Source organism: Gelidibacter gilvus (assembly GCF_004115975.1).
GTDB lineage: Bacteria > Bacteroidota > Bacteroidia > Flavobacteriales > Flavobacteriaceae > Gelidibacter > Gelidibacter gilvus.
This window is the reverse complement of the sequence record NZ_SDDZ01000006.1, coordinates 241,809-263,835: the sequence shown is the minus strand read 5'-3', so window position 1 is coordinate 263,835 and position 22,027 is coordinate 241,809. Positions and strand designations below refer to the sequence as shown.

General features: G+C 36.8%; 23 protein-coding genes and 1 other RNA gene. 9 read left to right on the top strand and 15 right to left on the bottom strand.

Annotation, left to right across the window (positions count from 1 at the left end):
- Positions 1-139: 139 nt before the first annotated feature.
- The 3 genes from ESZ48_RS12165 to fahA form a co-directional block, all read right to left on the bottom strand.
- Positions 140-457 carry a type II toxin-antitoxin system RelE/ParE family toxin gene (locus tag ESZ48_RS12165; protein WP_223266438.1) on the bottom strand — a complete coding sequence of 106 codons (318 nt, stop codon included), beginning with the start codon at positions 455-457 and terminating at the stop codon, positions 140-142.
- On the bottom strand, positions 426-659 hold the full coding sequence (locus ESZ48_RS12160) for a hypothetical protein (protein WP_129017757.1): 234 nt from the start codon (positions 657-659) through the stop codon (positions 426-428). Before ESZ48_RS12160 ends, ESZ48_RS12165 begins: the two co-directional genes overlap by 32 nt.
- A gap of 80 nt (positions 660-739) precedes the next feature.
- Entirely contained in the window at positions 740-2,035 is a 1,296-nt protein-coding gene (gene fahA / locus ESZ48_RS12155) for a fumarylacetoacetase (RefSeq protein ID WP_129017756.1), read from the bottom strand.
- A 245-nt stretch (positions 2,036-2,280) separates the two neighbouring features.
- On the opposite strand from fahA, the gene ESZ48_RS12150 reads away from it, so the two are divergent.
- Positions 2,281-3,552 (top strand): serine hydroxymethyltransferase, encoded by a 1,272-nt coding sequence (locus ESZ48_RS12150; protein ID WP_129017755.1) that lies wholly within the window; start codon positions 2,281-2,283, stop codon positions 3,550-3,552.
- 58 nt (positions 3,553-3,610) lie between these two features.
- On the opposite strand, the gene ESZ48_RS12145 is transcribed toward ESZ48_RS12150, so the two are convergent.
- From ESZ48_RS12145 to ESZ48_RS12125, 5 genes are all read right to left on the bottom strand, one after another.
- A complete protein-coding gene (locus ESZ48_RS12145) occupies positions 3,611-5,173 on the bottom strand; it encodes a hypothetical protein (protein WP_129017754.1) in 1,563 nt (520 codons plus the stop codon).
- Positions 5,174-5,354: 181 nt separating this feature from the next.
- Entirely contained in the window at positions 5,355-6,101 is a 747-nt protein-coding gene (locus ESZ48_RS12140) for a peptidase associated/transthyretin-like domain-containing protein (protein ID WP_129017753.1), read from the bottom strand.
- 92 nt (positions 6,102-6,193) lie between these two features.
- Positions 6,194-6,583, bottom strand: coding sequence for an acyl-CoA thioesterase (locus ESZ48_RS12135; RefSeq protein WP_129017752.1), 390 nt, complete (start codon positions 6,581-6,583; stop codon positions 6,194-6,196).
- A gap of 2 nt (positions 6,584-6,585) precedes the next feature.
- Positions 6,586-7,263 (bottom strand): hypothetical protein, encoded by a 678-nt coding sequence (locus ESZ48_RS12130; RefSeq protein ID WP_129017751.1) that lies wholly within the window; start codon positions 7,261-7,263, stop codon positions 6,586-6,588.
- Positions 7,264-7,341: 78 nt separating this feature from the next.
- The gene (locus ESZ48_RS12125) at positions 7,342-8,376 is read right to left on the bottom strand and encodes a glutaminyl-peptide cyclotransferase (protein ID WP_129017750.1); all 1,035 of its coding nucleotides are present in this window, start codon (positions 8,374-8,376) and stop codon (positions 7,342-7,344) included.
- 88 nt (positions 8,377-8,464) lie between these two features.
- Between ESZ48_RS12125 and ffs the strand changes: the two genes are divergently transcribed.
- The 3 genes from ffs (at position 8,465) to fsa (ending at position 10,288) form a co-directional block, all read left to right on the top strand.
- An RNA gene (gene ffs, locus ESZ48_RS12120) (signal recognition particle sRNA small type) lies at positions 8,465-8,563 on the top strand.
- A gap of 152 nt (positions 8,564-8,715) precedes the next feature.
- Positions 8,716-9,519, top strand: coding sequence for an SDR family oxidoreductase (locus tag ESZ48_RS12115; RefSeq protein WP_129017749.1), 804 nt, complete (start codon positions 8,716-8,718; stop codon positions 9,517-9,519).
- Positions 9,520-9,634: 115 nt separating this feature from the next.
- On the top strand, positions 9,635-10,288 hold the full coding sequence (fsa, locus tag ESZ48_RS12110) for a fructose-6-phosphate aldolase (RefSeq protein ID WP_129017748.1): 654 nt from the start codon (positions 9,635-9,637) through the stop codon (positions 10,286-10,288).
- Between the two features lie 50 nt (positions 10,289-10,338).
- Here fsa and ESZ48_RS12105 read toward each other — a convergent pair whose 3' ends face one another.
- Complete coding sequence (locus ESZ48_RS12105) at positions 10,339-11,766, bottom strand: redoxin domain-containing protein (protein WP_190246253.1); 1,428 nt, start codon at positions 11,764-11,766, stop codon at positions 10,339-10,341.
- A 240-nt stretch (positions 11,767-12,006) separates the two neighbouring features.
- On the opposite strand from ESZ48_RS12105, the gene ESZ48_RS12100 reads away from it, so the two are divergent.
- Positions 12,007-13,632 carry an ABC-F family ATP-binding cassette domain-containing protein gene (locus ESZ48_RS12100; RefSeq protein WP_129017746.1) on the top strand — a complete coding sequence of 542 codons (1,626 nt, stop codon included), beginning with the start codon at positions 12,007-12,009 and terminating at the stop codon, positions 13,630-13,632.
- Positions 13,633-13,676: 44 nt separating this feature from the next.
- On the opposite strand, the gene ESZ48_RS12095 is transcribed toward ESZ48_RS12100, so the two are convergent.
- Positions 13,677-13,913: a DUF2007 domain-containing protein gene (locus ESZ48_RS12095; protein WP_129017745.1), complete on the bottom strand. Its 237-nt coding sequence runs from the start codon at positions 13,911-13,913 to the stop codon at positions 13,677-13,679.
- A gap of 178 nt (positions 13,914-14,091) precedes the next feature.
- On the opposite strand from ESZ48_RS12095, the gene ESZ48_RS12090 reads away from it, so the two are divergent.
- A complete protein-coding gene (locus ESZ48_RS12090) occupies positions 14,092-14,697 on the top strand; it encodes a fasciclin domain-containing protein (protein WP_190246252.1) in 606 nt (201 codons plus the stop codon).
- Positions 14,698-14,832: 135 nt separating this feature from the next.
- On the opposite strand, the gene ESZ48_RS12085 is transcribed toward ESZ48_RS12090, so the two are convergent.
- The 5 genes from ESZ48_RS12085 to ESZ48_RS12065 all read right to left on the bottom strand — a co-directional run bounded on the left by ESZ48_RS12085 (position 14,833) and on the right by ESZ48_RS12065 (position 19,242).
- Entirely contained in the window at positions 14,833-15,090 is a 258-nt protein-coding gene (locus tag ESZ48_RS12085) for a DUF6952 family protein (RefSeq protein WP_129017744.1), read from the bottom strand.
- On the bottom strand, positions 15,071-15,385 hold the full coding sequence (locus ESZ48_RS12080) for a thioredoxin family protein (RefSeq protein ID WP_129017743.1): 315 nt from the start codon (positions 15,383-15,385) through the stop codon (positions 15,071-15,073). The genes ESZ48_RS12085 and ESZ48_RS12080 overlap by 20 nt, the downstream gene beginning before the upstream one ends.
- 105 nt (positions 15,386-15,490) lie before the next feature.
- Positions 15,491-16,135: a peroxiredoxin gene (locus tag ESZ48_RS12075; RefSeq protein WP_129017742.1), complete on the bottom strand. Its 645-nt coding sequence runs from the start codon at positions 16,133-16,135 to the stop codon at positions 15,491-15,493.
- A gap of 204 nt (positions 16,136-16,339) precedes the next feature.
- Positions 16,340-17,827 carry a Na+/H+ antiporter NhaC gene (gene nhaC, locus ESZ48_RS12070; protein WP_129017741.1) on the bottom strand — a complete coding sequence of 496 codons (1,488 nt, stop codon included), beginning with the start codon at positions 17,825-17,827 and terminating at the stop codon, positions 16,340-16,342.
- 212 nt (positions 17,828-18,039) lie between these two features.
- Positions 18,040-19,242 (bottom strand): aminotransferase class I/II-fold pyridoxal phosphate-dependent enzyme, encoded by a 1,203-nt coding sequence (locus tag ESZ48_RS12065; RefSeq protein WP_129017740.1) that lies wholly within the window; start codon positions 19,240-19,242, stop codon positions 18,040-18,042.
- Positions 19,243-19,409: 167 nt separating this feature from the next.
- Here ESZ48_RS12065 and ESZ48_RS12060 point away from each other — a divergent pair, with 167 nt between their 5' ends.
- The 3 genes from ESZ48_RS12060 (at position 19,410) to lpdA (ending at position 22,019) form a co-directional block, all read left to right on the top strand.
- Complete coding sequence (locus ESZ48_RS12060; RefSeq protein ID WP_129017739.1) at positions 19,410-19,868, top strand: Lrp/AsnC family transcriptional regulator; 459 nt, start codon at positions 19,410-19,412, stop codon at positions 19,866-19,868.
- 5 nt (positions 19,869-19,873) lie between these two features.
- The gene (locus ESZ48_RS12055) at positions 19,874-20,500 is read left to right on the top strand and encodes a CPBP family intramembrane glutamic endopeptidase (RefSeq protein ID WP_129017738.1); all 627 of its coding nucleotides are present in this window, start codon (positions 19,874-19,876) and stop codon (positions 20,498-20,500) included.
- Between the two features lie 118 nt (positions 20,501-20,618).
- Positions 20,619-22,019 (top strand): dihydrolipoyl dehydrogenase, encoded by a 1,401-nt coding sequence (lpdA, locus tag ESZ48_RS12050; protein WP_129017737.1) that lies wholly within the window; start codon positions 20,619-20,621, stop codon positions 22,017-22,019.
- The last annotated feature ends 8 nt before the right edge of the window (positions 22,020-22,027 follow it).

Genomic DNA, 22,027 nt, shown 5'->3' with positions numbered 1-22,027 from the left:
ACCTATGATAGATTATATAAATAAAACGCAAACTTCGATTTGGTGAACCGCCGTATACGAGACCCGTACGTACGGTGGTGTGAGAGGCGCAGTGGCGACCTTTAGGTCGTCACCCGTCTACTCGATTATGCAACGGTTATTATATTTTTTTCTTATTGGGATTTTTTCGGTTTGAAAACAGTGAAATTATTTCGACAGAATTTTCATTTATTCGATAATAGAGGTTGTTATATTTCTCTACAACAGCTTTTCGAATTCCTTTTTTTTCGTAAGAATCAGGAAACATTTCAGGTGTTTTTGAGATTAACTCAATAGTGTGGTCAAGCTTAGCAGAGAATTTTCTTAACTCTTTTTCAGACCAATTGTTTTCCAAATACTCAATGGTTTCTTCTAACTCAGAGATTGCGTGGTCTGTCCATAGAATTTTATAACCACTTTTCATAAATCTTTTTGACATTTGAGTGAGAAGTTAGTTTACCATTCTCGGCATCTTGAATTCCTTGTTCAATTGATTTTTGCTCATCGATTGAAATTTCATTCCACCAATCAGTTTTTTCTTTTTTTCTTAACTTCATCAATTTGTCAATCAAAGATTGGTCATCCAAAGTGGAAAGCCACTGAATTAATTCGATTTTTTTATTTTGAAGATCTATATCCATAATATCAAAGTTACAAATTTCCTGTTGTTATTCAATTTTTGCGTGATGCTTTTACTGTTGCATAACTTTGTGATTAAAGTCTATTTTGATTTCTTCTTCTGATTAAAAATCGGAAGTAACTGGGTAGAAACCTCGCCAAACCCAATCCTCGTCCCGTCTTTTTCACAATGACCTCTCATGATGACTGTATCGTAATCATTGATGAATTTGCGTTCAGTTCCATCCTTCATCTTAATAGTTTTTTCGCCTCTCCAAGTCAATTCCAACATAGAGCCGTAAGAGTCTTCAGTAGGTCCTGAAATGGTGCCACTTCCCATCATATCACCTGAATTTATAGGACAGCCATTAATGGTATGGTGTGCCAATTGCTGAGACATATTCCAATACATATACTTAAAGTTGGATTTGCTCACAATGGTTTCTTTAGCGTCTCTTGGGCGTATCGCTACTTCCAAATTAATGTCATACCCTTTCTTTCCCTTCGATTTTAAATAAGGTAAAAGCGGTTTGATGGGTTTCGGGCTTTCAACTTTGAAAGGCTCTAAAGCATCAAGGGTAACAATCCAAGGAGACATAGATGAAGCGAAGCTTTTAGCCAAGAATGGTCCTAAAGGCACATATTCCCATTTTTGGATATCGCGAGCAGACCAATCGTTGAAAAGCACCAATCCAAAAATATATTCTTCCGCTTCATTGACGGGGATGGATTCGCCCAAATCGTTGGCATCTGTAGTAATAAAAGCCATTTCCAATTCAAAATCGATCAATTTAGAAGGGCCGAAAACAGGTTCAGTAGCGCCATCTGGTAATGTTTGTCCCTGAGGTCTGTTCACTGGAATTCCAGATGGAATAATAGAAGAGCTCCGTCCATGATATCCTACAGGAATGTGCAACCAGTTTGGCATCAAGGCATTTTCAGCACCTCTAAACATGGTCCCCACATTAGTGGCGTGTTCGAGACTTGAATAGAAATCGGTATAATCACCTACTTGAACAGGCAATTGCATTTCTATTTCGTCCAACCTAAAGCAGACGATTTCTTTATGTTTGAGATTACTTTTAAGGGTGGTGTTATTACTGTCAAAAATATCAGCGATCCTATTTCTAACCGCACGCCATGTTTTACGGCCATCGGCAATAAAATCATTTAAGGTATCCTGAAGAAAAATATCGTCAGTCAATGGAATCCCATCAAAATAACCTAGTTGGTGCAGGGCGCCAAGATCGATGGCTGTATCGCCAATTCGGGTGCCAATGGTAATGATATCATCTCGGGTTAAAAAAACACCAAAAGGGATGTTCTGTATAGGGAAATCAGAGTTCTTTCCTACGTGAAGCCATGAGGTACGATGAGGATTATTTGCTGATATAGACATAGTGTTGCAATTAATTTGTTTCATATTAAATCTATTCAAACCTACATATTTTTTTTAATTTAAAAACAAAAAATAGACTTAAAGTTATGTTGTATTTGAGGAAATTATAATTCGATTAAATTCAGATGAATAATTCTTTTTTTGACCTAATTAACTATTGTATTTAGTATTTTTGAGGAAAATTGACAAGAAATTATTATGAATTAAGATTTCCGTCTTCGCGGGAATGTCTAAAAATCTAATTTATGCAACGTGACCAACAAATATTTGAGCTTATAGAAGCTGAGAAAGAAAGACAGCTAAACGGTTTGGAACTTATTGCTTCAGAGAATTTTGTAAGCAATCAGGTAATGGAAGCCGCCGGATCGGTTTTAACCAATAAGTACGCCGAGGGGTACCCTGGAAAGCGTTATTATGGCGGTTGTGAAATCGTAGATGAGGTGGAGCAATTAGCCATTGATCGTGCCAAAGCGTTATTTGGAGCTGAATATGCCAACGTGCAACCACACTCTGGAAGTCAGGCAAATACCGCTGTTTATTCTATGTGCTTAAAACCTGGAGATAAAATTCTTGGTTTTGATCTGTCGCATGGTGGGCATTTAACTCATGGTTCTCCTGTAAATTTTTCGGGGAAACTTTATGATCCTTCTTTTTATGGTGTGGATAAAGCAACAGGATTGATTGATTATAATCATTTAGAAGACACGGCTAAAAAGGAAAAACCAAAGATGATCATTGCCGGTGCCTCAGCCTATTCGCGAGATATGGATTTTAAAGCTTTCAGACAGGTTGCCGATAAGGTAGGTGCTGTGTTGATGGCCGATATTGCACATCCTGCAGGATTAATTGCCAAAGGGATTTTGAATGACCCAATGCCACATTGCCATATTGTGACTACAACCACACATAAAACCTTAAGAGGTCCAAGAGGTGGAATGATCATGATGGGGAAAGATTTTGAAAACCCGTTTGGGATGAAAACTCCAAAAGGAAATTTAAGAATGATGTCTTCTTTATTGGATTCTGGTGTTTTTCCAGGAAATCAAGGTGGACCATTGGAGCATATTATTGCCGCTAAGGCCATTGCTTTTGGTGAGGCTCTGACCGATGATTTTATGCAGTATATGTTGCAGGTTAAGAAAAACGCCGCTGCTATGGCACAAGCTTTTGTGGCTAAGGATTATCATATTATTTCGGGTGGAACGGACAATCATATGATGTTGATTGATTTAAGAAATAAAAACTTAACCGGTAAAGTTGCTGAAGAAGCCTTGACAAAAGCAGATATCACGGTGAATAAAAATATGGTGCCTTTTGACGATAAATCGCCATTTGTAACTTCGGGTATCAGAATTGGAACGGCTGCAGTGACCACTAGAGGTCTGAAAGAAGCCGATATGTCAACCATTGTTGATTTGATTGATGAGGTATTGAGCAACCATGATGATGAAGGTAAATTGGATGCTGTAGCCGAAAAAGTAAATGCAATGATGAAAGGGAAACCTTTGTTTTCGTAGTTAAGATATAGAAGAGTCATTCAAACCTGACAGGTTTTAAAAACCTGTCAGGTTTTTTTTATTCTTCAAAAACCACATGTTGATAAGCACCCAAATCAGGGGCTGCGCTACGTGATACATTTAAAATATCAAACGGTACTGAATTTGAAAACGGATTGTTTCCAATAACACCAATAGCAGCGGACTCATGTCCGATGATCAACTTATTTTTGGACGAGTCCATAAAATCAGGTTCTTGGTTGAATACAATGTTTTCATATAAAGCCACATTGTCAAAATCATAATTTGGATCTGATGCAAATTTGTTGTTGGGATCATTAAACCTGATTAAACAATTGGTGAATTTAAAGTTGAAAGCAGCACCTTCAACTTCCTCTACAAGAAACTCTGGATTGTCATTGCCGTAAATAATACAGTTGTTGAAATTGGCCGCATTCAAAGCATTGGTGACAACAGTGTCGTCTTCCAGGGCCAAGAAATTATTAAGATATAGTGCAGGGAATTGCCTAAAGCTATTGGACCAATAATTGGCAATAGTACAATGGGTAAAGTTATAGGTGCCGCCATAAGTTCCTGCGAAAGCCGCTTGTCCCGCATTGTTCAATACAACGTTTTCTGCACGAATAGAAGTGGCACGCCCTAAAATTCCAAAGTTACTGGAATTATAAATTTTCGAATTTTTGATGGTTAATTTTGGAATGGCAGATGTGGGATTGTTTTCTGCCAAAATACCGATAGTGGCATTTTTTACAGTTGCAAAATTGATATCATTTTCCTTACTGCCTTGAAATAACCAAATGGTTCCCCATTGTCCTGGAATATTATCAAACAATGGCTCCAATCTATCGCTTTCAAAAATAACCTCGTTGGTCATTGTGGTTTGATCAGGACTAAATTGGCCATTGACTTTTATGGAGGCATTATTGGTCACCAACAAGCCAGAATTCGCATGGAAATGCACACGTGCACCAGCTTCGATGGTTAAGGTTTTATTTTCGCCAACGGCGGCATACCCATAAATAACGTAAGGCTTATCTTTTGTAAAAGTCAATTCAGCATCTTTTAAAAACCGACCTTGAACGTTGGTCTCATCATCATTGCCGTCGCCATCCACATCAAAAGTCAATGTTTCCACGATGCCTTGAGCATCTCGATTTGGATAAATAAAAACAGCATCCTTGACTAAGGTTACCAAATCCACTTTTTGAAAGTTGGCTCCGCTGTCAAATTCAATGACATCGGTATATAAAAATTGGTTATTGGCAGTCACAACATTCTGAATATCAAAAGTGGTTTCAATAAAAATATACATGCTGTCTTTTGCCAATATCTCCACATTCTGAAACTCCTTTCCTGACATCCCATCTACATTGAGTCGGTAGTTGGAAGCTTGACCTTGGCTTAAGCGTAGGGTAGGGATGGAGATATCTTTGTTGCTGCGGTTATACACCTTTAAATTATAGGTACTTGATCCAATATTGGTGAACACGGTATCTAAATACACGGTGTCTTTTGAAAAGGTCAGAGAGCCATCACTGGGGTCAAATTCGAAATCTTTTCGGCAGGAGCTCCATAAGATCAAAGTAGAAATAGTAAGAATAAAATAAAAGCTTCTTTTCATTATCGTAATCAATTCATATTGAGATTCAAAAATATGACTTTTGGAATTATGAATTCATAAGAACCACTTATTTAATTCCCACCTGTGGGTTTAAATGGAATTTGGAATTTGACTTTATTTTTGGAATTTGAATACCTCGTAGGTTTGCCTGCCGTGCCAGTCGGACCTCGAGGTTCTTGCTTCATTGTTTTTGGCTTTCATTTAAAATCTCCCGAAACTCTTCACTATAATCCAAAAATTTGTCAATAAGATAAATTTTATTGTCCTTATGTAAAAGTGAAGATGATATATTTTTGGTCTCACAGTAGCCAAAAAAGAGATGTTTATAGTCCTTGGTGATGTTCAAATTCAATACTAAAAATTTGTCATTGAAGAATTTGTCTGATTTAAATAAGGTATCAAAATCGTCTGAAGTGATCGTGGTTTCGACGGTTTCAGGTTCTTTAGGTGTTTTTCTTTTGAAAAGCTTTATGATGCTTGCGCCAATAGCGATGAAATCTAAAGGACCTGTATTTGGTTTTTTATACTTATAACCATGTTTTTCAATATCATTTTTGAATTGTTGCTGAACTGTTTTGGTTAATTCTTCCTCATCCATTTCTTTAGCAGTGACAGCACCTTGCACCTCTACTTCATCCAGTTCATTCACTATTTTTATAAGTTCAAAAACCTGTGTGTCCTTAAGAAGCGATTCAGTGACCGCCAGTTGTTTCGTATGATGAAACAATGAACTGAAAATCAGCGTATCATTGATTTGTGCGTAGATTTTAAAATTACCGCTACCATCAGTTGAAGTGATACTTTTTGAGGTGATATTCATGATTTTAGCTCCAGAAATAGGTGCTTCGGCATCGTAAAGTGTTCCTGTGATGTTTTGGGAGAGCATCACTGTGGAGTAAAGACATAAGAGGATGGTAATTTTAGTCACTAGGCAAAGAGATTGATTACCATCAAATTAAACCATTATAGTTTTTTAAATGTGAGGTGTTAAGAGACTTTAACAATCATTTTAGTCTTAATTTAACTAAACAGCGTTCTAATTTCTTCGGTAATCCGTGCGGGTTTCATGTTTTCTTGGGAAACAAGACACCATTTAGTTTCAGAAGAGGCTAACAATTTGTCGGTATTTTTATTGTAGATTTCAACCATTCTAATGCAGGTAACGCCACCGGATTCTTTGATGTAGGTTTTAAGTTTGAGCACATCGCCCAAAACGGCTGGATTTTTATAATCAATGGTATGCTTGAGAAGGACCCAGAAATAATCCGATAGAATTTTTTCCGTTGCTTTTGCATGCCAATGCTCTTCTGCAACATCTTGCACCCACTGCACATATCGCACATTATTGACGTGGTTGAGGTTGTCCAAATCGTCTTGGTTTACAATGATGTGTATTTCGAAGGTTTGCATATTTATTCTTTAAGGTTGTTTGTTTTGGAGAGTTTTGTTAACTCTTCGGTATATTTCCAAACCGTTTCTTTGCTAAATTCATTATGGTAGGAAATGTAGGTGCCATTAACTGAAATCATAACCACACCATAACATGTGTTTGGTGCAGAAGTGAAAAACAATTTCTCAACAATATTATCTGGGTCTTCAATCCAATCAATACGGTCTAAATGATGATATTTTAGTGCTTCTTTGCTTTGTGATCTATAAATCCAGAAATGATTTGTTGGATGTACTTTATTAAGTTTTTTTAAATAATCACGATCATAAATGTTCCAACCAGAATACCCTTTGTTAGAGTTGTTGCAATTTAAGAAACCTGGATTAAAATCGATCACAATATAATTGTCCGATTTGAAAATTTCTTTTGAGTTTTGTTTAAGCTTGGTCTTTAAACTTTCAAAATCTTCATTACTTAATTGGCCTCTCAAGACGGTTTTATAGCTCACCTCAATGAAAGCCGTATCAAGTTCATAAGATACTTCAAAACGTTCGTTTTCTCTAGTGAGTTTATTAAAATCTGATGCGGTTAGTGGATTAAAGTTCTCATTGAAAAAATAAGTTTTCTTATTTTGAGCACCTAAATTAATAGTCAACAAAAAAATAACCAAACGTACAGTATATTTTAATAATTTCATCATTGAAATCCGAATATGGAGTTTGTTAAAGTGGCGCTTTGTCTAAGGTTTTAAAAGTTCAAGGGTGTTAATTAAACATGATTATTTAATAGATACTTCCACTTCAAATAGTTTGTCCCACTCTTTCCCTGTAACAAAAATGGTTTTGGTGTCTGGATTATAAGCTATGCCATTTAAAACATCTAAACTTGGATGTTGTTTGACCAGTTTTTGTAGCGGTGAAAAGTCGATTACTCCCTCTACGGCGCCATTTTCGGGATTGATGATCAAGACACCATTGCGTTGGTAAATATTGGCGTAGATTTTTCCGTCTATAAATTCCAATTCATTCAAACTATCAATTTTGCCTGTGTTGGTATATATTTGGATATAATCTTCTTCCGCTAGGGTATCTGGGTTGAGTTTCCATATTTTGTTGGTGCCATCGGTTTTATAGATCACCTTTCCGTCGTTGCATAAGCCCCATCCTTCTTTGCTTTTTCCATAATTGAAACTGCCGGTTTTTTCAAATGTATCAATACTATATATGAAGCCGATATTTTCTTTCCAAGTGAGCTGGTAAATGTTATTGTTCAAAATAGTAAGACCTTCTCCAAAGTATTGATTGCCGAGATTGATGTTTTTAAGAACTTGGCCCGTTTTATAATTCACTTTTCGAAGTTTGGATTTACCGTATTGTCCAGTGCTTTCATACAAAACACCATCATGAAACTCTAATCCTTGAGTGTATGACGTGATATCATGTGGATATTCATTCAGGATTTTATAATTATAGATTTTTGGGGCAACATTGTTTAAAATAGTCAAATTTGTGGACGTTTCTTCAGTGGTTCCATCATAAGTGACTGTTGCAGTGATGGTGTGGATTCCAAGCGGCATATCCGTAGCATTAAAAACTTCATCAATCTCAGAGGAATTAATTTTGTAAGTAATTCCATTGATCGTTTTGTTTTTCGGATTTTCTATGGACAATTTAATGGTTTCTCCAAGTGCAATAGTATTGTTCTTGGCATCCATTGTGATGGAAAAGCTACTTTTTTTAACATTCGGATTGCCACCACAAGTCCAGAGCAAAAGGCTTAAAGCAGTGATTATAAAAAGTTTAGTTGAAGACATAGGGATGATATATTTTTAGGCAAGGTATTTAAATAAATTCAGTTTTGAAAATCATTGCAAAAGTAGTAAAAGTTTGTATCTTTGCAGCTGGCAAGTCCTACACAACCAGCTCCTGCTGAATCCTCCAGGGCGGGAACGCAGCAAAGGTAAGTGGTCGTAGCGGTGTGATGTAGGTAGCTTGCCTTTTTTTTTTTATTCCTGCGAAAGCAGGAATCTCAGAGTTCTACTTCTTGAATTCTCATTCGTCACTTCCTTTTCAAATTCAAATTCATTTTAACTTTATATTATATTGTATTTTTGAGAAATTATACATTTTTCATTATTAACTAATACTCAAACATGTCTAAAGTTGTATTGATTACAGGAGGTTCTTCAGGAATTGGCAAATCCATTGGTGAATTTTTGACCCAAAAAGGCTTTACCATTTACGGAACCAGCAGAAATCCTAAACGTTATACAGACAGTAAATTCAATTTAGTCAGACTTGATGTATCTGATGTAGATTCTATTGAAGAAGCAATTAAAACGGTCATCTCTCAGCACGGCCGGATAGATGTTTTGATCAACAATGCCGGTGCAGGAATCACGGGTCCTATTGAGGAAATTCCCGATGCTGAAATCCAACGTAATTTTGAAACTAATTTTTTCGGTCCCATTCGGGTTATAAAAGCGGTTCTGCCACAAATGAGAGCGCAAAAATCTGGGCTTATTATTAATATCACTTCCATTGCAGGTTATATGGGCTTACCCTACAGAGGAGTTTACAGTGCGAGTAAAGGCGCTTTGGAATTGCTAACGGAAGCCTTCAGGATGGAAATCAAAGACTTCAATATTCATATGACCAATGTAGCTCCTGGTGATTTTGCCACCAATATTGCTGCGGGGCGTTATCATGCGCCTGTTTTGGAGAATTCACCATACAAAAAAACTTATGGGGACACTTTAAATCTAATGAATGCACATGTAAGTGAAGGGAAGGATCCCCAGATAATGGCAAATGCCATATATAAAATCATCAACACGCAACATCCAAAAGTGCATTACAAGGTAGGGGAGTTCATGCAAAAATTTTCCATTGTTTTAAAACGGATTTTACCTGATAAGGTCTATGAGAAAATGTTGATGAAGCATTATAAACTGTAAGGTTTCTTTGGTAGTTGGGATGTTAATATGTTTTCATTAAAATTCCAGCGACATCTTTGTTATTAATTGTAACTTTGCGCCACTTTAAAACACAACTTTATATACCCTATTATTTATGAAATTTTTTATTGACACTGCTAATTTAGAGCAAATTAAGGAAGCCCAAGACATGGGTATTTTAGATGGTGTTACCACCAATCCGTCGTTAATGGCTAAGGAAGGCATTACAGGAACGGACAATATTATGAAGCATTATGTCAGCATTTGCAATTTGGTAGATGGTGATGTGAGTGCTGAGGTTATTGCCACAGATTTTGAAGGTATGGTAAGAGAAGGCGAAGCTTTGGCTGATCTTCACGAACAGATTGTGGTCAAATTACCTATGATTAAAGATGGTGTGAAGGCTTGTAAATACTTTAGTGATAAGGGTATTAAAACCAATATGACTTTGGTGTTTTCTGCAGGTCAGGCATTATTGGCAGCAAAAGCCGGTGCAACTTATGTATCTCCTTTTATTGGTCGTCTGGATGATATTTCTACTGATGGATTAAACCTAATTGCAGAAATTAGAATGATCTATGATAACTACGATTTCGAAACTGAAATTTTAGCAGCATCTGTACGTCACACAATGCACGTTATTGACTGTGCAAAATTGGGAGCAGATGTCATGACAGGTCCTTTGAGTTCTATTACTGGATTATTAAAACATCCTTTAACAGATATTGGCTTAGCGACATTTTTGTCAGATTATAAAAAAGGAAACTAATTCCTTTCTACATATCAAATAAAAGAGGCTTCAGAAAATGAAGCCTTTTTTTATTCGTTGAGTTCTTTTAATTTGTCTTCAAATTTACTGTGGAACATATTGTAGTAAGTGTCCACAATGCGCATGTCTTTATCTACCAGAATTATCTTGTAAACCGTATTGAGTACCAAGGTTTGTTTGGCGTTAAAAGGATCCTTAAACTGATATTCGCTATCAACAGGAAACTTAAACTCATCTAAAGTTCTTCTCCAATATTTTTTGTCGTTATCATTTATATTAATGGCAATAAAATTAATGTTGGGATATTTTTTCTTTAAATCCCTTATTTTATAATGACTGTTTTTATAGTGGATTTTTAAATTTGATGACCAAAAGTAAATGACTGTTGGTTGGGTGATCAAATCGCTGAATTTATGATCTTCGTTATTATAATTCACCAATTCCACATCCGGAATAATCTTACCAGGTTTTAATGTACTTATCGCCTTAGAGAGTCTTTCAATATATACCTTATCATCAGCGTTTGTAGTTTTAAGTAGATAGGAAGCGAGGACTTCTTTTACGGCGGTTGTATCTGCGCACATCGAGATAAAGTCACGTGCTGTATTTTTTAATAATTTGTTTTTTATGGTATCGTTCGAAATGCGCTCATTCATCAACTTTAGTTTTTCTAAATTGTAAACGACTGAATTCTTATTGAAAATGGCATCTTCAGGAGCGTTGGCATAAAATTCCTCTAATGCCATATTGTTGAAATGAGAATACAGAAAGCGGTTGTAAATGAAAAAATCGCCTAAAGAACCAATATTGTAATCGATGTCCTTTCTATAATCATAAAAACCTGAAGGCAAATTTTTATAGTCCTTTAAATTCTTATAGCCGTAATATGCGAACGGATACATTTCCTTGGCGCTGTAATAACTATAATTTACACTGGTTTCAGCAACTCTATCAAAGAGTGGTGACAGTTTCCTTTTAGTAGAAAATTCAGAGAGCCCACTCAATCGCTCTGTTCTTGAAGAATCAATGTAGTTTTCAAATCTCTCAGGCTCCATTTGGGAGAAATTTATAAAGTTTGCTTGATCGGCTTCATTTTCAAGAAAAATTTTGATCAAAAAATTATTCTTTCTCGCGCCTTCCCCTGTAAAGACTAAGGATTCATCAAAATCGATCGTATTCAATCTCAGCATGACACTATCTCTTGGCTCTAAAAGCACCATTTGATATTGACCGCCATGAATAAAGGTGTAAAGCCCAGATTTTAAAGGGTTTAATTTAGTGAAAAATCGATTTTCAGCATTCAGGAAAAGAGTGTCTGAGTTTTCTGCTTGAGAATTCGGAGAGAACAACAAGACGTAATCATTAGTCGGATTAATAATCTCACCTCCAAAATAGGCAGACCTATTAGCCTCATTAGCATCTTTTTTGCAACTGAAAAGCGTTGTCAAAAGCAGTAATGATATCGTATAAATTCTCATAAACAAAGGGGTTACTGGAGCTGGTTGCATTGTAAACAAAAATAAAACTTGTTTGTGCATCAAGCTGTTAAGGCGCTGTTAAATGTTTAGTGATGCCATGTGTTCAACGTTGTATATCTATTGTAAACATTGATTTTCTCAGAAAAAGATCAGAACTAAGCAAGACTTTAAATATAGCCACTTAAGTTTCATAAAATGATCCATTTTTTCTACTTTTGCAGCAAATTTAAAACACATAAAATGTTATCAGTTTCTAATCTTTCGGTTCAGTTTGGCAAACGCATCCTGTTTGATGAAGTTAATACCAGCTTCAATCAAGGTAATTGCTACGGTATAATTGGCGCCAATGGTTCAGGAAAGTCGACTTTTTTGAAAATTTTGGCAGGCAAAATGGATCCAACTTCTGGTCACGTCCATTTGGAACCAGGTAAGCGTATGTCCGTTTTAGAACAGGATCATAATTTGTATGATGAGCACACGGTTTTGGAAACTATCATTATGGGGAATAAGCCATTATATAGTTTGAAATCGCAAATTGATGCGCTTTATGCAGACTATACCGATGAAAACGCCAATAAAATAGGGGAGCTTCAAGTGCAATTTGAGGAAATGAACGGGTGGAATGCCGACAGTAATGCGGCAGCAATGTTATCAAACCTGGGTATTAAAGAAGAATACCACTACACCTTAATGAAAGATTTGGATGGAAAACAGAAAGTTCGTGTCTTGTTGGCGCAAGCTTTATTTGGAAATCCTGATGTGTTGATTATGGATGAGCCTACCAACGACTTGGATTATGAGACCATTACGTGGTTGGAGAATTTTCTAGCAAATTACGAGAATTGTGTGATTGTGGTTTCTCACGACAGACACTTTTTAGATTCGGTATGTACCCATATTTCTGATATTGATTTCGGTAAGATCAACCATTATTCAGGAAACTATACGTTTTGGTATGAATCTTCTCAATTAGCGGCAAGACAACGTTCACAACAAAACAAAAAAGCTGAAGACAAAAAGAAAGAACTTGAAGAGTTTATACGTCGTTTTTCAGCCAACGTTGCCAAATCCAAACAAGCAACGAGTAGAAAGAAAATGATCGAGAAATTAAACATTTCTGACATCAAACCTTCGAGCCGTCGTTATCCTGCAATAATTTTTGAACGTGATAGAGAAGCTGGAGATCAAATTTTGAATATTAGTGGACTTGAAGCCTCTTTGGACGGTGAAGTATTGTTCAAGAATGTGGACATCAATTTGGCTAAAGGTGATAAAGTGGTCGTTTATTCAAAAGATTCACGAGCTACAACAGCATTTTATCAAATTCTTAATGGGAAGGAAAAAGCAGATAAAGGAGAATATAATTGGGGCATAACCACGACCCAATCCTATTTGCCATTGGATAATAGCGAATTTTTTAATAATAAATTGACGCTTGTTGATTGGTTGCGCCAATGGGCAACTACTGAAGAAGAGCGTGAAGAAGTATATATAAGAGGATTTTTGGGGAAAATGATTTTTAGTGGTGAAGAAGCATTAAAAACTTCTGATGTATTGTCAGGAGGCGAGAAAGTACGTTGTATGCTCAGTAGAATGATGATGATGAGAGCTAACGTTTTGATGTTGGATGAACCTACCAACCATTTAGACCTCGAAAGTATTACCGCCTTCAATAACTCGCTATCAAACTTTAAAGGCACGGTTTTGTTTACCACCCATGACCACGAGTTTGCACAAACTGTTGGAAATCGAATCATTGAGCTCACACCAAATGGCGTGATTGATCGTTACATGGCCTTTGACGAGTATATGGACGACAAGAAAATTAAAGAACATAGAGATAAGATGTATGCAGTAAATGCATAATTGTTTATCCATATAGAAAACCCTGAAGCGATTCAGGGTTTTTTTTATACTTCCAGTTCGCCTTTTACGGCTTCTACAATTGGAATTGCATGATCTAACTCTTCTTTAGATACATAAAGTTCTTGAAACCCTTGAAAGGAAGATCCAAATCCTGCCATTCTTGCAGATTCAGATTCATCTTTAACAATGGCATTGATGCCCACACTGTCCAAACGGTCCACAACCAACTGCACTATAATGAAGGTTCCTGAAAAAATTTTCACATAATCATTGTCTAGCATAATTTCAAATATTAGAAATATAAGATACAAAAAATAACCTCATAAAGCTATCTGTTTTATTTTGGAATTTTAAACTGAAAGTATCTTAAATAAAAATAATGAAAACCGTTATTTGAAAAATGACGTAGATATGCTGAATGAAATAACATTCACAATTTAATTCTAAAAAAATAATATTATGAAAACGACAAAATTATTTAGCATCGCACTCATATTGGGTTCAGTTTTCTTGGGACCATCTGTTTCTGCTCAAGAAAAGATGATGAAGAAACCAGAGAATTTGATGAAACAAGAAACAAAAATGGTTGGTGGTGCTGAAATGTACCCGACAAAAAACATTGTAGAAAATGCTGTCAACTCTAAAGAACATACAACCTTGGTGGCTGCGGTCAAAGCTGCAGATTTAGTAGATGTACTTTCGAGCGAAGGACCTTTTACAGTATTCGCCCCTACTAATGCTGCCTTTGATAAATTACCAAAAGGAACTGTTATAACCTTAGTTATGCCAGAAAACATAGAAAAACTACAAGAAATTTTGACATATCATGTTGTTGCGGGTAAATGGAGCGCTCAGGATATTGCAAAATTAATAAAGGATGGTAAAGGAAAAGCAGTTATAAAAACTGTAGCAGGTGGAACAATAACCGCTTGGATGAAAGGGACGGATGTCTATGTGACTGATGAAAATGGAAACTCAGCTAAAGTAACCATTGCTGACGTTAACCAATCTAACGGAGTGATTCACGTTATTGATGCCGTACTCCTACCTGGGATGGCGAAATAGAATACTCTTTCCATTTGGAAAGTAGAATTCCTTTGTTATCAATGTTTGATGGGGTTTACTTTTAAAAAGGTTAGAAAAATAACACATAAAAAAACCACTTCGTTTTGAAGTGGTTTTTTATATGATATTCGCATGTTATGTGTCAATGGATCCCATGACGCGAGACATAAATTTATTTAGTGCTTCCTTGTTGGGAGTGCCCTCTTTGATCATTTTATGAACTTCCAAAGCGCCATACATATTAGAGAGAAGCTCTCCAATAACATCGAGTTCTTCGTCCTTTAACGAAGGTACTTCAGTAAGGTTTTCCAATGTTTCAATGGTCTCAATTACAAAATCTTCATCATTGTCCTCAATAAATTGAGTGAGGTGCCTAATTACTGGTAACTTCATTGACTAAATCTTTTAAAACTTCATATTTGTTGGTTTGTACCTGATTTACGAAAGCGCCATTCTTGAAAATCGCAAACGTAGGTAAGTTGTCTACAGTTGCCAATTTTCTTGACTCTGGAAACTTTTCGGCATCGGCAATAACAAAAGTCATGTTCTCATTTTCACTTGCCAACTTTTTAAATCTCGGTTTCATAATTCTACAATTACCACACCAGCCCGCCGAATATTGAACAACTACAGTTTCATTGTCTGATACTAGTTGTCCTAAATTATCTTGATCTAATTCCTTCACCATAATTTTTAAATTTATAAGTATTAAAACTTCCTGTCGGACGACAGGAAGTCAAATTCCAATGCCATTTGATAATTGCGTGGAATTTTAATCTATGCCTTTAAATGCTTAGTTTGAAAGTGTGCTTAAGTAATCAGCAGTGGCTTTTGAGGTCGCTTTCATAGCATCTTTTCCTTCTTCCCAGTTTGCTGGACAAACTTCACCTTTTTCTTGAACGTGCGTGTAAGCATCGATCAGTCGAAGATATTCCTTAACGTTTCTTCCTAATGGCATATGGTTGATGCTTTCATGAACTACAGTTCCTTCTTCATCAATAATATAAGTTGCTCTGTAGGTTACATTATCACCTTCAACAGTTACAAGACCAGTTTCTTCGTTATAAGTTTCACTTGTGATATCTAAAATATCTAATGCATTAGCTAAGTTTCTATTTGAATCAGCCAAAATTGGATAGGTAACGCCTTCAATACCACCGTTGTCTTTTGATGTGCTTAACCATGCAAAGTGAACTTCTGCAGTATCACAAGAAGCACCAATAACAATAGTGTTACGTTTTTCAAATTCGGCTAAATCAGCTTGGAAAGCATGTAATTCTGTTGGACATACAAAAGTGAAATCTTTTGGATACCAAAATAAAAGTACTTTTTTGTTGTTTTTTGTTGCCTCTTCAAGAACGTTTATGCCGAAAGTTTCGCCCATCTCGTTCATTGCGTTAACAGTTAAATTTGGAAATTTTTTTCCTACAAATGCCATAGTTTATAATTTAAGATTAATATTATTTTCTAGAACAAAACTATGGAAAAGTTAGGAAATCAACGATAGGTATTGATTATATAAAATTATATTGTCATAAGTTTTATGAATGGTAGATGTACGAAAATTTAAATTTCAAGATTGAATTATTCATCCAAAAAAGAAAATAAACTGTCATCGTTAAATGAGATATAAACTTCGGAGCTATGAGTTTTCAGTAGTAAGTTGCCTGATTTTTATTCTGAATGCAGCAAACAATAAGGTCATAAATGGACTTAACCAATTAAAAACAGCATACCCAGCATAATGCATTGTGTCGACACCCAAAACACCACTGTGATATGCCCCACAGGTATTCCAAGGCACCAAAACTGAGGTTACCGTGCCACTGTCCTCTAGAGTTCTTGACAGGTTTTCAGGGGCTAAACCTTTGTCCTTATAGGCTTGCGCGTACATTTTTCCAGGTACCACAATGGCTAAATATTGATCGCTTGCGGTAAGGTTCAGCGCCAAACAACTGGCGACTGTACTTGCAAAAAGCCCGAAAGTGGTGTGAAATAATTTCAAAAGGGCATTACTGATGGCAGACAAAGCTCCAATGGCATCCATAATGCCTCCAAATACCATGGCACAAAGAATTAACCAAACAGTATTTAACATACTGGTCATTCCCCCAGATGAGAATAATCCTTTTAGCGCCTCATTTTCGGTTGGAATTGCGGTCTCAACTGTAATAGCATCCATAATACCTTTATAACCGGTTGTAAAATTTAAAGAAGTGCCACCACCAATGCTTGCCACGACAGTTGGTTGAAAGATAAGCGCGGCTAAAGCGCCCAATAAAGTGCCTGCCAAAAGTGCTACTAATGGCGGTGTTTTTTTAATAATTAAAATAATGACTATGGCGGGAACCAAAAACAACCAAGGGCTTACGTTGATTGCCGAATTTAGTGCGGTTAGGATTCCTTCGGTACTTGCTGATCCTGTAGTATCTATGTTTAAGCCGATCACCACAAAAACAATCAACGTTACAATTAACGTGGGTATAGTGGTATAAAGCATGTATTTGATGTGTGTAAACAAATCTGTTCCGGCCATGGCAGGAGCAAGGTTTGTAGTGTCGCTCATGGGTGAAATCTTATCCCCAAAATACGCTCCAGAAAGAATGGCTCCTGCAGTCATCCCGAGATGGACCCCTAAGGCTTGCCCAATTCCAATAAGCGCGATTCCCACAGTTGCCGAGGTAGTCCAGCTACTTCCTGTTGCTACAGAAATGATGGCACAGATGATCACGCAGGCCGCCAAAAATATGGTTGGGTTTAGAACCTGTAGTCCATAGTAAATCATTGTTGGTATAATGCCGCTAATCAGCCAAGTACCGGCAAGTGCCCCAACCATAAGAAGGATAATAATAGCGCTGGCAGTGGATTTAATGTTTTCTGAAACCTCTTCTAACATTTGCCCGAAAGTAACCTTGTTGAATACACCCACAACAGCAGCAACAGCGCCTCCCAATAACAATACAAACTGATTGGAACCACTCAACGCATCACTTCCATAGACATAAACGTTATACGCTAACATAGCCACCAGAGCAAATACTGGAATTAAAGCTTCCCAAATATTCAATTCCTTGTTTTCAACGATGATTTCATCCTGAGGTTCTCTTGGTTTAATGTCTTTGCTCTGCATATGGGAAAAGTCGGTTAAAAATTAATGTACGTAATGTTACGATTTTCGACAAACCTATGCAAATCAATTTGGATTACTACTTTTAAGGAACACGGATGACGCTGATCTTAGCAGATTTACGATGATTGGTTTAAGACATAAAACCTCCCAAATTATCTTTCATGGACTTTGGGATTTGGAAATTGGTGCTTTAAAAATCAGTTACTTGAAATTTATTCCAAAATCTTCAGTTCCTTCATACATGCTTTCATCATGGTATAAGTTCTTTCAATATCAGCATCCAAACCAATAGAAAAACGGATCAAACCATCGCTCAACCCCATTGCTTTTTGTTCTTCCACAGGGATTTCCGAAGATGTTGAACTGCCAGGCGCAGAGAATAAAGTCTTATAAAATCCGAGGCTCACAGCAAGATAACCCAGGTTTTGTTTTTGCATCAATTCCATTAAGGCATTGGCTTTCTCTAAAGAGCCCACGTCAAGGGTCAACATGCCTCCAAAGCCGTATTTTTTGTTCATCATAGTTTTGAATAACTCATGAGAAGGATGTGAGGCCAAACCAGGATATACCGTCTTCAAACCGTCTTTCTCAAACTTTTCAGCCAAATACATGCCATTTAGGCTGTGTTGTTGCATCCGAATATGCAAGGTTCGTAAATTCTTTAAAATTGATGCTGCTCTTAAACTATCCATTGTAGCTCCCAACAGCATACAGGCGCCATCGTTGACATTTCTTAAATCGTCGATAAACTCTTGACTGCCACAAATAACACCTCCTACAGTGTCACTGGAACCGTTGATAAACTTAGTCAAGCTATGGATAACGACATCTGCTCCCAACTGTGCTGGTGAAATGGACAAAGGTGAAAACGTGTTGTCAACCACGAGTTTTAAATTATGTTTTTTTGCCAGTGCTGACAATCCAACAATATCTGCAACCTCCAATAAAGGATTGCTAACCGACTCGCAATACAGGACTTTTGTTTTTGGTGTGATGGCGGCTTCAACCACATCCATTTTGGTGATGTCAACAAATGAGGTCTCAATATTAAACCGAGGTGTGAAATTCTTTAAAAAAGCATAGGTGCCACCATAAATTGTCCGGCTTGAAACGATATGATCTCCCGCCCCACAAAGTTGCATTAAAACTGAGGTAATGGCACCCATTCCTGAAGCGGTTACATTAGCAGTTTCCGTACCTTCCATTGCCGCTAAGGCTTGACCTAAATAGAGGTTGGAAGGTGTGGAGTGGCGTGAATATAAATAGCAACCATCGGCATTTCCCTCAAAGGTGTCAAACATGGTTTTTGCCGAAAGGAACGTGTAGGTTGAGGAGTCTGAAATTGAAGGGTTAACACCTCCAAATTCTCCAAAGTATTGTAAATCTTGTATGTTATTTGCTGGTTTAAATGCCATTATATAATTTTTATTAAAGTTTTAATTGATTCAAATATCCTCAATTTTAGATGATTTATCAATGTATATGGATATATTTAGATGTTCTATCTAAATATCTATTGTTTTATAGATTTTTATAAACCGTTTTTTACATTTGTTTTAGTTCAACTGAAAAATTTTCTTTTATGAATTTTGATCCCATCGATAAAAAGCTCCTAAAGCTGCTCCAAGCCAATAGCAAACGAACCAATAAAGAACTTTCCGGTATACTCAATCTATCCGTAACGGCGGTTTATGAGCGTATTAGGAAATTGGAAAAAGAAGGCATCATCTCAAAATATGTAGCCTTAGTTCAAAAGGAAAAGGCGAACAAAAATTTTATAGCATTTTGCCATGTTAAACTTGTTCAACATACTCAAGACTATATTATTAAGTTTGAAAAAGAGGTTGCAAATCTTGCAGAAGTGATGGAATGTCACCATATTAGTGGTGATTATGATTATCTTCTAAAGGTTATTGTTTCAGACATGGAAGCCTTTAGGGAGTTTATGGTCAATAAACTAACGTCCATCAACCATATTGGCAGTACCCATAGCATGTTTGTGATCAATGAAGTCAAACATACGACTGCTATAACTATCTGACCCAAATGAATTCAGTCACCTACAAGCTCACTGAGTTTTTCTTGATTTTTATAATCTTGCCAGTAAGTTTTGCCTTAGATTATCCTTTTTATATCAAGGCTTTTCTCGCAATTTCTGGATTTGCCTATGTCATCTATATCTTGTTGAAGGTGGAGGATAAAAAATTTAGAATTGCACCAAACCTGCAATGGCGATTCTTTTGGAAACATGTTGGCATTAAACTGTTGATCATTGCCTTTTTGACTATAGGATACATGTTGCTCACCGCAAAGTCCGATCTGTTTCATGTGCTTTACCGCAAACCAAAACTTTGGGTAGTCATTTTGTTTGCATACGCTATGTTTTCAGTCTATCCACAAGAATTAATTTACCGCACCTTGTATTTTCAGAGATATGGTTCTCTTTTTAAAAGTCGCTGGCTTTTTATTTTCGTCAATGCCATCGTATTTTCATTGGGACATATTTTCTACAGAAATCCCTTAGTAATGTTGATGACTTTTTTAGGAGGTATTCTTTTTGCCTTGACCTATCAGAAAACCGAATCAACACTTTTAGTGTCCATTGAGCACGCCATATATGGATGTTGGCTATTTACGGTAGGGATGGGGCAAATGCTTGGATTTCCTGGATGATGGTAGTAGTTTAAAACTTAAAATTTAAGATTGATAAAATCGCAGGTGGTAATTCGGAAAAGGTCAATCAAAATCGTATTTTTGTACTCAATTTTAACAAACATCAAAAAACAATTTTATGAATTCATATGATGTAGCCATTATTGGCTCTGGTCCTGGAGGATATGTAGCAGCAATCCGTTGTGCACAATTAGGCATGAAAACTGCAATTATTGAAAAATATGCAACCCTTGGTGGCACCTGTCTCAACGTTGGCTGTATTCCCAGTAAAGCGCTTTTAGATTCTTCTCATCATTATGAAGATGCCGTTAAGCATTTTGAAGAACATGGCATCGATATTCCTGGAGATATTAAAGTGAACCTAAAGCAAATGATCGCCCGTAAACAAGCGGTTGTTGACCAGACTACTGGTGGTATTGATTTCTTGATGAAGAAGAACAAAATTGATGTCTATCAAGGTTTGGGTTCTTTTAAGGATGCCACACATATCACCATCAAAGGTGAGAAAACAGAAGAGATTGAAGCAAAATACACCATTATTGCCACAGGTAGTAAACCATCTAATTTGCCTTTTGTTGAGTTGGATAAAGAACGCATTGTTACGTCAACAGAAGCATTGAAACTTAAGGAAATCCCTAAGCATTTGATTGTTATTGGAGGTGGTGCTATTGGTTTGGAGCTTGGTCAGGTTTACAGAAGATTGGGTTCAGAGGTCACCGTCATCGAGTACATGGACCGTATAATTCCTACCATGGATTCTGGTTTGTCAAGAGAATTGAACAAGGTATTAAAGAAAGCCAAATTCAGTATCAATGTATCGCACAAGGTGAAATCGGTTGAACGCAAAGGCGATGAAATCATTGTGAAGGCAGATAATAAAAAAGGTGAAGAAGTTGAGTTTAAAGGCGATTATTGCTTAGTTTCAGTAGGTCGTCGTCCTTATACAGACGGACTGAATGCTGAGGCTGCAGGCGTAAAACTGACAGATAGAGGTCAGGTTGAAGTCAATGAGCATTTGCAAACCAACGTCAAAAATATTTATGCTATTGGAGATGTGGTAAAAGGTGCTATGTTGGCCCATAAAGCTGAAGAAGAGGGCGTTTTTGTTGCAGAAACTTTAGCGGGACAAAAACCACATATCAATTATAATTTAATTCCTGGTGTAGTTTATACTTGGCCAGAAGTGGCCGCTGTTGGCAAAACGGAAGAAGAATTAAAAGAAGCAGGGGTAGCCTATAAAACAGGACAGTTTCCAATGCGCGCTTTGGGTAGAAGTAGAGCAAGTATGGACCTGGATGGTTTTGTTAAGGTTCTTGCGGATAAAGAAACCGATGAAATTCTAGGAGTTCACATGATCGGTGCTAGAGCGGCAGATATGATTGCTGAAGCAGTTGTTGGAATGGAATTTAGAGCGTCTGCGGAAGATATTTCGCGTATCTCACATGCACATCCAACCTATACAGAAGCATTTAAGGAAGCGGCTTTGGCGGCTACGGACGATAGGGCCTTGCATATCTAAGTATCAGA